Source organism: Mesorhizobium sp. M5C.F.Ca.IN.020.29.1.1, from assembly GCF_003997375.1.
GTDB classification, from domain to species: Bacteria; Pseudomonadota; Alphaproteobacteria; order Rhizobiales; family Rhizobiaceae; genus Mesorhizobium; species Mesorhizobium wenxiniae.
The window spans coordinates 1-12,238 of the sequence record NZ_RZSW01000141.1 but is presented as its reverse complement, the minus strand read 5'-3'; the positions used below and the strand labels follow the sequence as shown (position 1 = coordinate 12,238).

Sequence of the window (12,238 nt, the reverse complement as noted above, 5' to 3'; positions counted from 1 at the left end):
ATCCTGAAGCGGCTGGCGACCCAGGATATCGAGATCATCGGCGACGGTGTGGTCGAAGTGCTTCAGGACGGTTTTGGCTTCCTGCGCTCGGCCAATGCCAATTACCTGCCGGGCCCCGACGATATTTATATTTCGCCGTCGCAGATCCGCCGGTTCTCGCTAAAGACCGGCGATACCGTCGAAGGCCCGATCCGCAGCCCGAAGGAAGGCGAGCGCTATTTCGCGCTGCTCAAGGTCAACACGATCAATTTCGACGACCCCGAAAAGATCCGCCACAAGATCCATTTCGACAATCTGACGCCGCTTTATCCGACCTCGCGGCTGAAGATGGAAATGGACGTTCCGACCTCGAAGGACATTTCGGCGCGCGTCATCGACCTGGTGGCGCCGCTCGGCAAAGGTCAGCGCGCCCTGATCGTGGCGCAGCCGCGGACCGGCAAGACGGTGCTGTTGCAGAACATCGCCCATTCGATCACCACCAATCATCCGGAATGCTATTTGATCGTGCTGCTGATCGACGAGCGGCCGGAGGAAGTCACCGATATGCAACGCTCGGTGAAGGGCGAGGTCGTCTCCTCGACCTTCGACGAGCCGGCGGTGCGCCACGTCCAGGTCGCCGAAATGGTGATCGAGAAGGCGAAGCGCCTGGTCGAGCACGGGCGCGACGTCGTCATCCTGCTGGATTCGATCACCCGCCTCGGCCGTGCCTACAACACCGTCGTGCCGTCATCCGGCAAGGTGCTGACCGGCGGCGTCGACGCCAATGCCTTGCAGCGGCCGAAGCGCTTCTTCGGCGCAGCCCGCAACATCGAGGAAGGCGGCTCGCTGACCATCATCGCCACCGCTCTGATCGACACCGGCAGCCGCATGGACGAGGTCATCTTCGAAGAGTTCAAGGGCACCGGCAATTCGGAAATCGTGCTCGACCGCAAGGTGGCGGACAAGCGCATCTACCCGGCCATGGACATCCTCAAGTCTGGCACCCGCAAGGAAGACCTTCTGGTCGCGCGCCAGGACTTGCAGAAGATCTTCGTGCTGCGCCGCATCCTGGCGCCGATGGGCACAACCGACGCCATCGAGTTCCTGATCGACAAGCTCAAGCAGACCAAGACGAATGCGGATTTCTTCGACTCGATGAACACGTAAGGGGTCAGGCGAGGCAGGCCCTCACCTATCCGCGCCGTAACTGCCGCTCGAGCTCCTCAGGGTCCGTTATCGCCGGTAGGCAGACCTGCCCGGTACACAGCCAGGCGCCGGGCTCGATCGTTGGCGGCAAAACGCCGCCTGGCAGCGTTGCCAGGTTTGTCGCCGAGCCGACCGACACGATAGTGTCGACCCGGCGGGGGTCCGGATTTCGATTCGCAACCGGAACAAGCCCGGGGTTCTTTTGGTCGTCCACCAGCACCAGTTTCAACGGCTCGATCGCCAAGGCGCAGGCGTTGACGATACCTGCCTGGCCATAGGCCTGATGCGCCGCACGGCCGGCCGCGTGTTCGGCGACCTTCCAGGTCTTTTCCTGTAATTCAAGATCGCCCGAAAGCGAGGACAATCGGACCATGGCCTCGATGATCTGGCCGGTGGCTGACGGGATAGCCTCGTCGGCATCGCCCCTGATACGGATCGGCACGTCGGCACTGTCCGACGCGGTGAGGTAGTAGCCGGTGTTGTTCTCATCGCTATGCCATTGATCGAGCTGCGCGATGAATTGGCCGGCCAGCTCGGTGTAACGCGATGTGCCGGTAGCTTCAAACAAGGAGATCGCGGCGTTGACCATGGCGGCGTAGTCGCTCGACAGCGCCGGGAAAAGCCTCTTTGCGCCAAGCATCGAATGCGGCAAGCGACTGTCTCGACCCGCGCTGGCAATGGCAGCGAAGGCCTGCTCCGCCGCCTCGATCCAGTCGATCCGTTTCAGGGAACGACCGGCTTCGGCGAGAGCCGCGATGACCAGGCCGTTCCAATCGGTCAGGATTTTTCCGTCACGCCCGGGTCTGACGCGCTGCTCCCGGGCTGCTAGCATTTTTTCTTTTAAGGGAATGAGCCGGTCGCGATCGGCCACGCTTTGCGTTTGCTGGGCTTCGGTCTGGTGGATGATCGGCTTGCCCTCCCAGCCATGCGGGGCGACAATCGTAAAGTGTTTGAAAAATAAAGCTGAGTCGTCGCCAAGAGCGGTTTCTATCTCATCCTTGCTCCAGGTGTAGAACAGTCCCTCCTCGCCCTCGCTGTCGGCGTCGAGGCTGGCAGCGAATGCACTGCCGTCGACGCGCATCTCGCGCAAGAGCCAGTCGATCGTCTCTTCGATTCGTACCCGGAACAATTCGTTGCCGGTCGCGGCATAGGCCCAATTGCACAGCCGAATGAGCTGCGCGTTGTCGTAAAGCATTTTTTCGAAATGCGGCACCAGCCACTCGGCATCGGTCGAGTAGCGGCTCAACCCACCGCCGATATGGTCATAGATGCCGCCGCGCAGCATCTGCTCGAGGCTGAGTAGGACGGCGTCGCGATGGGCTGTGTGGCGATCGCGCAGCCAGGAGAGCCAGAGCGTTTGCATGAACGGCGCATTGGGGAATTTGGGCGCGCCGCGCAGGCCGCCCAAATCCCTGTCGATCATGCCTTCTATGCCGTTGGCGAGTGTCGCCAGCGTGTCGCGGTCGAGCACGGCCTTGGCATGCGAGCCCGCCAGCCGCGCCTCGACGTGCGTGGTCAGCCCGTCAGCGCTTTGGTTAACGCTTTCTTTCTTCTCCCGCCACGCCTTGTCGACCGCCTCGAGTACCTGGACGAAGCCCGGACGGCCGTAGCGTGCCTCGCGCGGAAAATAGGTGCCGCCCCAGAAAGGCTTTCCGTTCGGCGTCAGAAACATGGTCAGCGGCCATCCACCCTGTTCGCCCATCGAGGACAGCGCCGCCATATAGATCTGATCGATGTCCGGCCGCTCTTCGCGATCCACCTTGATATTGACGAAGAGACGGTTCATGACGGCGGCAACGTCGTCATTCTCGAAGCTTTCGTGCGCCATGACATGGCACCAATGGCAGGCGGCGTAGCCGACCGAGAGCAGGATTGGCCGCTCAAGCGTTCTTGCTTCGGCGAGCGACGCCGGCGACCATGCCCGCCAATGCACAGGGTTGCCGCTATGCTGTTGCAGATAGGGGCTGGCCTCTTCGGCAAGCAGATTTTGCGCGGGCAATGTCACGGTCGATAACTCGGCAATTGTCGATGAATAAGCGAAGCTAGGGCGGTTGTGCTGGGTCGGCAAATGATTTCAGGTGATTCCATTGTTGCCCTGTCGAGCGGTCGCCTGCCCGCCGGCGTTGCCGTGATCCGCATTTCCGGCCCACAAAGTCAATTCGTTATCGAAATAATTGCCGGTTCCAGGGTTGAGAACCGTGTTGCGACCTATCGGAAGTTCAGGACGCCCGACGGATCGGTGCTGGACAGCGGCCTGGTCGTTCTCTTTGCCGGCCCCAACAGCTTCACTGGCGAAGATATCGCCGAATTCCATGTCCATGGCGGGCGCGCCGTTGTGGCAAAGATGCTGGAGACGATCGCCGGCTTTGACGGCGTCAGGCATGCCGAGCCGGGTGAATTCACTCGCCGCGCCTTTCTTAACGGCAAGGTCGATCTGGTCGAGACCGAGGCGCTGGCCGATCTCGTCAACGCCGAGACGGAGGCACAGCGGCGCTTTGCCGTTCAGAATGCCGAGGGTGTGCAGAGCGAGCTCTATTTGGGCTGGCGCCGTCGGCTCATCCATGCGCGGGCGATGATCGAAGCCGAGATCGATTTTGCCGACGAAGACGATGTGCCGGGTTCCGTTGCAGAGACGGTCTGGTCGGACGTGTGGGCGATGATCGACGAGATCGAACGTCATGTCCGGGGGTTCCGGGCCGCCGAAATCATCCGCGATGCGTTCGAGGTCGTCATCCTCGGCGCGCCGAATGCCGGCAAATCGAGCCTGTTCAACGCACTGGCCCGGCGCGAGGCGGCGATCGTCACGGAAGAGCCCGGCACGACCCGCGATCTGCTCGAAGTGGTGCTGGACCTGGAGGGGATGCGCATAAGAGTGACGGATACTGCCGGTCTGCGGGAGAAGCCTGGCAGGATCGAGGCGATTGGCATCGAAAGGGCAAGGAGCAAGGCCGGGACTGCCGATCTGCTGCTCGTGCTGGAGGATATGGCGGAGCCGATTGCAGCGGGCGCACTGCCGGCCGGTGTTCCATCATTGAGGGTCGGGACGAAGGTCGATCTGTTGCAAGGCAAGCCGCGGGCGTCCTTGCTTGGGACACCTTATGATGCGGTTATCTCGACCAGGGACGGTACGGGGCTGGCGGAGTTGCTGGCGGAGATCGGCCATCGCGCCGCGGCGCAAATTGGCCCGGTAGGCGATATCCTGCCGTCGCGGCTGCGGCACGTCGAGCTTCTCAACGAGACGAAACGCTTCCTGCTTGCGGCAGTGACAGCTGGTGAGCGCGGGCAGGAGCTGCGGGCCGAGGAATTGCGGCTTGCGGCGGATAGGCTCGGCCGGATTGTCGGAGCCGTCGACGTCGAGGACATGTTCGACGTCATCTTTGCGCAGTTCTGTATCGGCAAATGACTCACGTGAAACATTGCAGACCGGCCGGCTTCGGGTGATTCACGTGAAACGCTGAGCGTTGCGGCAGGAGGAGACCGGTCTCGGCCCCTTGTTATCGGCGTAGGCCCTCCATGGCTTCGTCATCCTCGGCGGAGCAAACGCGAGGTGGGAGTATAGGCCCTAGGATGCATGCCGTAACGCCAGCTGAAGAATGCGGCGGCTTGGAAATGTCGGTTGCATTAGCAACGCCGCTGCCGGGCAGTCTGTTCGGGTCCCGGTGCACTGCCGTCAGGTAAGGGCATGGATCCCAGGGTCTCCGCGACGTCGCTTCGCCCCTGCTCCGGCCTAGGATGACGAAGGGGGGATCACTAATCTCCGAAGGTTCGCGATACTCTGCGATGGACTGGTCGCCGCCCGCCAAGACCGCAGTGCCAGCGCATCAGTTGCATTGTTTCACGTGAAACGATTCGTCGAGCGTCCTTGACAGCGCAGGCTGTCGGCGACATGTGTCGGTCGACTTGAATTCGGGATTCTGAAATGACCGATCGCTATGATGTGGTTGTGGTGGGCGGCGGCCATGCTGGTTGCGAGGCGGCCAGCGCTGCCGCGCGCGCAGGCGCGAAAACGGCTTTGGTGACGCTGCGCTTCGAGACGATCGGCGTCATGTCCTGCAATCCGGCGATCGGTGGGCTCGGCAAGGGGCATCTGGTTCGCGAGATCGACGCCATGGACGGATTGATGGGGCGCGTCGCCGATGCGGCCGGCATCCAGTTCCGTTTGCTCAACCGCCGTAAGGGACCTGCCGTGCGCGGGCCGCGCACGCAAGCGGACCGGAAGCTGTACCGGCTCGCCATGCAGGCGGCGATTCGCGAGCAGGCCAGTCTCGACGTCGTCGAGAGCGAGGTTCTGGATTTCGAAATCGACAATGGGCGCATCGCGGCCGCGCTGCTGACGGGTGGTCGCAGGCTTGCCTGTGGCGCCGTGGTGCTGACGACCGGCACCTTTCTGCGCGGGCTGATCCATATCGGTGAGAAGAAGATCGTCGCCGGCCGCATGAACGAACAGGCCAGCCTCGGCCTGTCCGCCACCATGGCGCGCGCGGGCTTCAAGCTAGGGCGGCTGAAGACCGGCACGCCGCCGCGGCTGGATGGTAGAACGATCGATTGGGCGTCGCTGGAGAGCCAGGCGGCGGATGAGCGTCCGGTGCCGTTCTCGCTGATGACGGACCGCATCGACAACCCGCAGATCCATTGCGGCATCACGCGCACGACCGCGGCGACGCATGAGCTGATCCGCGCCAATCTGAGCCGTTCCGCCATGTATTCCGGCTCAATCGAAGGCGTAGGGCCGCGCTACTGCCCGTCCATTGAGGACAAGATCGTTAAGTTCGGCGACCGCGAGGGCCACCAGATTTTCCTCGAGCCGGAAGGGCTGGACGACGACACCGTCTACCCGAATGGCATTTCGACGTCGCTGCCCGAGGATGTGCAGCTTGCCATTTTGAAGACCATTCCAGGCCTTGAACGTGCAACCATGCTGCAGCCCGGCTATGCCATCGAGTATGACCATGTCGATCCGCGCGAGCTCAAGCCGACGCTGGAAACAAAGCTAATTGGTGGCCTTTTCCTGGCCGGGCAGATCAACGGCACGACTGGCTACGAGGAGGCCGGCGCGCAGGGGCTGCTCGCTGGCCTCAACGCCGCGCGGCAGGCATCGACGAGCGATCAGATCGTGCTCAGCCGCACCGAGGCCTATATTGGGGTGATGGTGGACGATTTGACCAGCCGCGGCATCGCCGAACCCTACCGCATGTTCACCTCACGGGCCGAGTTCCGGCTGTCGCTGCGGGCCGACAACGCCGATGAGCGGCTGACGCCGCTGGCCACGAAGCTCGGCATCGCCTCGCGGCAACGGATGCATCGGTTTGGCGATGTCGTCCAGGACCTTGAAAAGGCGCGCAAGGTTGCGCTTGGCACGACCATGACCCCCAACGAAGCGGCGCGTCATGGGCTCGAAATCAACAGGGACGGTGTGCGCCGCTCCGCTTATGAGTTGCTGGCCTATCCGGGCGTCGACGTCGCCTGGATGGCCCGAATTGCTCCGGAGTTTGCGGCAATCAACGCCAAGACGGCCGAACGCCTCGAAACGGAGGCGAAATATTCGGTCTATCTCGACCGGCAGCAGGCCGATGTCACACAGATCAGAAATGAGGAGAGCCGATTGATCCCCGCGTCGCTGGACTTTGCCTCTGTTCCGGGTCTGTCCAACGAGCTGAAGCAGAAGATGCTGGCGCGCCAGCCGCGCTCCATCGCCGATGCGCAACGCATGGAAGGCATGACGCCGGCGGCGCTGGCGATCATCGTCGCGCATGTTCGCAACGCCGAGGCCGCCGGGCGAAGGAATGTTGCGTGAGCGCTGCCTCATGGGCGAGCCTGCAAGAGGCTGCCGGCCCGGTTTCACGTGAAACATTCGACCGCCTCATGGACTTCGAGACGGTCTTCCAGAAATGGAACCGCCGAATAAACCTGGCCGCGCAATCGACGCAGGACGATGTCTGGCGTCGGCACATCCTCGACAGCGCGCAGGTTGCGCGAATCAAACCGGAGGCGAAGCGCTGGGTCGATCTCGGCTCGGGCGGCGGTTTTCCCGGCTTGGTCATTGCCTTTCTGCTCGCCGAGCGTGACGGCGCCAGCATCGATCTGGTTGAAAGCAATCGGAAAAAGGCATCGTTTCTGCAAGCGGTCGTCGGCCAATTCAACCTGCCCGCCCACATTATCGCGCGGCGTATTGACGACGCCTATGCGCTTGTTTCGACACCTCAAATCGTCACGGCCAGGGCACTGGCGTCGCTTCCGGTCCTGCTCGAACTGTCGGCGCCGTGGCTGACGGCGGGCGCGTGCGGCCTGTTCCACAAAGGCCGGGATTACCGCGCCGAAGTGGCAGAAAGCGCTCAACGATGGTCGTTCGATCTGATAGAACATGCCAGCGCGACCGACGCTCATGGCGTCATCCTCGAACTGTCTGATTTGCGCCAACTGACTTGAGATCGGCGACCTCGGAATGAATTTCTGGCATAGACCCATGATGAAGAATGGCCCCCGAATCATCACCGTAGCCAACCAGAAGGGCGGCGTCGGCAAGACGACGACGGCCATCAATCTGGCCACGGCGCTAGCGGCGATCGGCGAGCGGGTGCTGATCGTCGATCTCGATCCGCAAGGCAATGCCAGCACCGGCCTCGGAATCGACCGGCGCGACCGCACCGTTTCCTCCTATGACGTTCTGACCGGCGAACTCGATCTGGAGGCGGCGGCGATCCCGACGGCGGTGCCGGGCCTGTTGATCGTGCCGTCAACGCTCGATCTGCTCGGCATCGAAATGGAGATCGCGTCGGCGCCGGACCGGGTGCTGCGGCTGCGCAACGCCCTGCGCGCGTCAGCCGAGCGCTCGGCGAATTTCGGCTATGTGCTGATCGATTGTCCGCCGTCGCTCAATCTTCTGACGCTGAACTCGATGGCGGCGGCCGATTCGGTGCTGGTGCCGCTGCAGTGCGAGTTCTTCGCGCTCGAAGGCTTGAGCCAGCTGCTGGAGACGGTCGAGCAGGTTCGCCGTTCGATCAATCCCGACTTGACGATCCAGGGCATCGTGCTGACCATGTTCGACGGGCGCAACAATCTCGCCAACCAGGTGGTGCAGGACGTGCGCGCGCATATGGGCGACAAGGTCTATGAAACCGTCATCCCGCGCAATGTGCGTGTCTCCGAGGCGCCGTCGTACGGCAAGCCGGCGATCCTCTACGATCTCAAATGCTCCGGCAGCCAGGCCTATCTGCAGCTTGCCTCCGAGGTGATCCGCCGCGAGCGCAAATTGCGCGCCGCCTAATGCATGTCGCCCTAAAGTGGGAACTAGATAGCGGCATGCAGAAGCTGATTCGATACCGAAACGATCTGGACAGACGATGAGCGAAGACCTTTCAAGAAAAAGACTGGGGCGAGGACTAGCCGCGCTGATCGGCGAAATCGATCGTCCGGCAGCAGTGGAAAAGCAGGGCATGAATGCCGACGGCAAGGTGCCGATAGAGTTCCTGAGCCCGAATCCGAAAAATCCGCGTCGGCATTTTGGTGACGCCGACCTGACCGATCTTGCCCAGTCGATCCGCGAACATGGCGTGGTACAGCCGGTGGTGGCGCGGCCGTCGCCGACGCAAGCTGGCCGCTACGAGATCATCGCCGGCGAACGGCGCTGGCGCGCGGCGCAACGCGCCGGGCTGGTCGAGATCCCGATCATCGTGCGCGATGTCAACGATCGCACCGCACTCGAACTGGCGATCATCGAAAACGTCCAGCGCACCGATCTCAATCCGGTCGAGGAGGCGCTCGGCTACCAGCAACTGATCGACGATCATGGCTACACCCAGGCCGATCTCGGCCAGGTTATCGGCAAGAGCCGCAGCCATGTCGCCAACACGCTGAGGCTCTTGAAGCTGCCCGACGTGATCCGCGACATGCTGGTCGACGGCGCGCTGTCGGCCGGCCACGCCCGCACATTGGTGACGGCGCAGGATCCGGCGGGCCTGGCCAAGCGGATCGTCGAAGACGGGCTTTCGGTGCGCCAGGCCGAAGCTCTGGCGCAGATGCCAGCCGGCGCTCCAACGGTAAAGCGACAGCCTGCAGCACCGACACAGAAGGATGCCGATACGCTGGCGCTGGAAAAGCTGATGACCGGCACGATCGGCATGATCGTCACGATTGAGCACAAGGAACGCGGCGGCGTGATCAGCGTCGCTTACCGGACGCTGGAGCAGCTCGACGAGCTCTGCCGTCGGTTGAAGCAGGAGCGGTAGGTGCTTGAGGCAACAAGATATTTAGCCGGCAAATAAGGTTCCAGCTTAGGATTAACGCATCGCGTCGATGGATAAGGAAAAAGGGCCGGGCACTGCGCCGGCCCTTTCTTTTGCGATGCTGGTGATTGGCGAAATCGTCAGAGCAATCAATCTCCCCGCTTGAGAGGCCTTGAGGGGGAGATGGCCGGCAGGCCAGAAGGGGTCGTCTCACATAATTCGCCCACGTCGTCTCTCGTCGCGGAAAGCGCTGGCACTTCACGCGCGGCGACCCCCTCTGTCACCTTCGGCGACATCCCCCCGCAAGGGGGGAGATTAGGCTCTCTGCGCCAGCCTTGCGCTCTCAACAGCAATGCCGAGCAGCGCCTGCCGTGCCAGCGCGACCGAGAGATCCGGCCGCCGGCGGGTATGCAGGACCGCCGTCTGTAATCGGGTCAAAGCGCGGCCAAGCGCCTCGCTGCTCCAACGTTCGAGGGCTTTCTCCACCAGCTTGCGCCGCGAGAAAAAAACCGGCGGGCGCGCCGCGGCAACGACTGAAGCGGCGTTGCGGCCGCCGGTGTCCATTAGGCCGCGCATCGCCTGGATCGCCTGCAGCTGCCGCATCGCCGAGGAAAGCACCAGAAAAGCTTGGCCGCCGGACTGGCAGTGGCGGGTGAAGGCCATGTCGAAATCGCCGACCTTGCCCTCGAGCAAGGCATCGACGGCGTCGTCGAAGGACAGACCGGAGACGTCGCCCGAAGTCGCCTTGACGTCGTCGAGGCCGACTTCGGTCTGGCCGTGGGCGTAGAGCACCAGCTTCTCGATCTCGCCGCGCGAGGCCAGCCGGTCGCCGCCGAGGTTGCGGCGCAGCGCCTGGCGGGCCTCCAGCGTCATCGACATGCCGGCCTTGCGCAATTCGTCGTCGATGACCGTGTCGATGTCGCGGGCCTCGTCGGCATAGCACGGCAGCGCCATGGCAATGTCCGCCGCCTCAACGATGGCGCGCAGCCCGACGCCCTTCTTCAGGTCCCCGGCCTCGATCAGTATGATCGCGTCCCGCGCGGGCTCAGCAGTCAGCGCCTTGACGTCGTCGGCCAGCGCCTTCTGGCCGGAGGCATTGCGCACCCAGAGCAGGCGCCGGTCCGAAAACATCGGCACGGTGCGAGCCTCGTCGAGCAGGCGGCCTTCGTCGCGATCGACTTCCGAACCGTCCAGCCTGACCACCGAGAACGGATCGTCGAGCGGCAGGCCGGTTTTGCCGGCAAAGGCCTTTGCACGCTCGGCGACGAGCCCACGATCGGGACCATAGAGCAGGACGACCGAGATGCGCGGATCCGGCCGCGCCAGCCACGAATCGACCTCATAACCTTTCTTCTGTGCCATGGGCTCTGGTTAGCATGAATGCGGGCGCGGGGTGAACAAAAGGACGCCGCTATCTTCCGAAACACCTATAGCACAGCGCCCTCTCTGTCCCGCCGACATCTCCCCGGGTATAGGAATTTCGAGAGGTTGCCGATCTTGCAGGACCAGGTTTCCTCGCCCCGCAAAGCGGGGGAGAGGTGGCAGTTAAGCGGTGGGAGAGGGGGCAACCACGCTGGCGAGCCTCTGAATCATTCAGGTCGCGCCTTCCCCTTCTCCGTTCGGCTTTGCCGAGCCACCTCTCCCCCATTTCATGGGGGCGAGGAACCCGTTGCAAGCCCAAAAATACCGGCTCTTGCGCCAAATCAGGCCGGACCATTCGCCTAGTTGCGCGCGGCACCAGAAGATCGACAAGAAATTTCGGCGACATATCTGCATCTTGGCTGGCGGTATCGGGGAGGCGGCCTTTCTGTGGTCGTTCCCGGTTGAAGCACCAGCCGGCGAATTGGCACTGGTCTGGCGGTGTGCAAAGATCGCACCGGGCAACATTGGAGGACGAAGGTCATGGCTGATGCGGGACTATTGCGCTTCCATGTGCCGGAACCGGAGGTGCGGCCGGGCGGGACGCCTGACTTTTCCAATGTGACCATCCCCAAGGCCGGCTCGGTGCCGCGTCCCGAGATCGACGTCGATCCGCGCACCATCCGCGACATGGCCTTCTCGATCATCCGCGTGCTCAACCGCGCCGGCGAGGCGGTCGGACCCTGGGCTGGCCTGCTTTCCGACGACGAATTGCTGGAAGGACTGCGCCACATGATGACGCTGCGCAGTTTCGATGCGCGCATGCAGATGGCGCAGCGGCAGGGCAAGACCTCCTTCTACATGCAGCATCTGGGCGAGGAGGCGGTGAGCTGCGCCTTCCGCAAGGCGCTGGCGCTGGGCGACATGAATTTTCCGACCTATCGTCAGGCAGGCCTGCTCATCGCCGACGGCTATCCGATGGTCACGATGATGAACCAGATCTATTCGAACGAGGCCGACCCGCTGAAGGGGCGGCAGCTGCCGATCATGTATTCGTCGAAGGAGCACGGCTTCTTCTCGATCTCCGGCAATCTGGCGACGCAATATATCCAGGCGGTCGGCTGGGCGATGGCTTCGGCGATCAGCAATGATTCGAAGATCGCCGCCGCCTGGATCGGCGACGGTTCGACGGCCGAGTCCGACTTCCATTCGGCGCTGGTGTTCGCCTCGACCTACAAGGCGCCGGTCGTGCTCAACGTCGTCAACAACCAGTGGGCGATCTCGACCTTCCAAGGCATCGCCCGGGGCGGCTCCGGCACTTTCGCCGCCCGCGGTCTCGGCTTCGGCATTCCGTCGCTGCGGGTCGATGGCAACGACTATCTCGCCGTCCATGCGGTGGCGAAATGGGCGGCCGAGCGCGCGCGGAAAAATCTCGGCCCGACGCTGGTCGAATATGTCACCTATCGTGTCGG

The 12,238-nt window shown here is 63.0% G+C and carries 9 protein-coding genes; 7 read left to right on the top strand and 2 right to left on the bottom strand.

The annotated features are described in order from the left end of the window. Window positions 1–1,146: transcription termination factor Rho (gene rho, locus EOA85_RS13860; RefSeq protein ID WP_127209813.1), on the top strand; the 1,146-nt coding region annotated here is incomplete at its 5' end. Between the two features lie 25 nt (window positions 1,147–1,171). Here the strand turns inward: rho and EOA85_RS13855 are convergent. Further along, complete coding sequence (locus EOA85_RS13855) at window positions 1,172–3,190, bottom strand: thioredoxin domain-containing protein (RefSeq protein ID WP_127209812.1); 2,019 nt, start codon at window positions 3,188–3,190, stop codon at window positions 1,172–1,174. A 63-nt stretch (window positions 3,191–3,253) separates the two neighbouring features. Here EOA85_RS13855 and mnmE point away from each other — a divergent pair, with 63 nt between their 5' ends. The 5 genes from mnmE (at window position 3,254) to EOA85_RS13830 (ending at window position 9,410) form a co-directional block, all read left to right on the top strand. Continuing rightward, on the top strand, window positions 3,254–4,588 hold the full coding sequence (gene mnmE / locus EOA85_RS13850) for a tRNA uridine-5-carboxymethylaminomethyl(34) synthesis GTPase MnmE (RefSeq protein WP_127209811.1): 1,335 nt from the start codon (window positions 3,254–3,256) through the stop codon (window positions 4,586–4,588). Between the two features lie 516 nt (window positions 4,589–5,104). Next, window positions 5,105–6,979 (top strand): tRNA uridine-5-carboxymethylaminomethyl(34) synthesis enzyme MnmG, encoded by a 1,875-nt coding sequence (gene mnmG / locus EOA85_RS13845; protein ID WP_127209810.1) that lies wholly within the window; start codon window positions 5,105–5,107, stop codon window positions 6,977–6,979. Then, a complete protein-coding gene (gene rsmG, locus EOA85_RS13840) occupies window positions 6,976–7,611 on the top strand; it encodes a 16S rRNA (guanine(527)-N(7))-methyltransferase RsmG (RefSeq protein WP_127209809.1) in 636 nt (211 codons plus the stop codon). Before mnmG ends, rsmG begins: the two co-directional genes overlap by 4 nt. Window positions 7,612–7,648: 37 nt before the next feature. Further along, window positions 7,649–8,449 (top strand): ParA family protein, encoded by an 801-nt coding sequence (locus EOA85_RS13835; RefSeq protein WP_127209808.1) that lies wholly within the window; start codon window positions 7,649–7,651, stop codon window positions 8,447–8,449. Window positions 8,450–8,525: 76 nt separating this feature from the next. Next, a complete protein-coding gene (locus EOA85_RS13830; RefSeq protein WP_127209807.1) occupies window positions 8,526–9,410 on the top strand; it encodes a ParB/RepB/Spo0J family partition protein in 885 nt (294 codons plus the stop codon). A gap of 312 nt (window positions 9,411–9,722) precedes the next feature. On the opposite strand, the gene holA is transcribed toward EOA85_RS13830, so the two are convergent. Continuing rightward, window positions 9,723–10,769, bottom strand: a complete 1,047-nt coding sequence (gene holA / locus EOA85_RS13825) for a DNA polymerase III subunit delta (protein WP_127209806.1) — start codon at window positions 10,767–10,769, stop codon at window positions 9,723–9,725. A 540-nt stretch (window positions 10,770–11,309) separates the two neighbouring features. Between holA and EOA85_RS13820 the strand changes: the two genes are divergently transcribed. Next, a partial coding sequence (locus tag EOA85_RS13820) for a 3-methyl-2-oxobutanoate dehydrogenase (2-methylpropanoyl-transferring) subunit alpha (RefSeq protein WP_164759643.1) occupies window positions 11,310–12,238 on the top strand: 929 nt, incomplete at its 3' end.

Coding starts and splice junctions, on each gene's coding strand:
- EOA85_RS13830 (WP_127209807.1), top strand. CDS start 8,526: ATGAGCGAAGACCTTTCAAGAAAAAGACTGGGGCGAGGACTAGCCGCG.
- mnmE (WP_127209811.1), top strand. CDS start 3,254: ATGATTTCAGGTGATTCCATTGTTGCCCTGTCGAGCGGTCGCCTGCCC.
- holA (WP_127209806.1), bottom strand. CDS start 10,769: ATGGCACAGAAGAAAGGTTATGAGGTCGATTCGTGGCTGGCGCGGCCG.
- mnmG (WP_127209810.1), top strand. CDS start 5,105: ATGACCGATCGCTATGATGTGGTTGTGGTGGGCGGCGGCCATGCTGGT.
- EOA85_RS13835 (WP_127209808.1), top strand. CDS start 7,649: ATGATGAAGAATGGCCCCCGAATCATCACCGTAGCCAACCAGAAGGGC.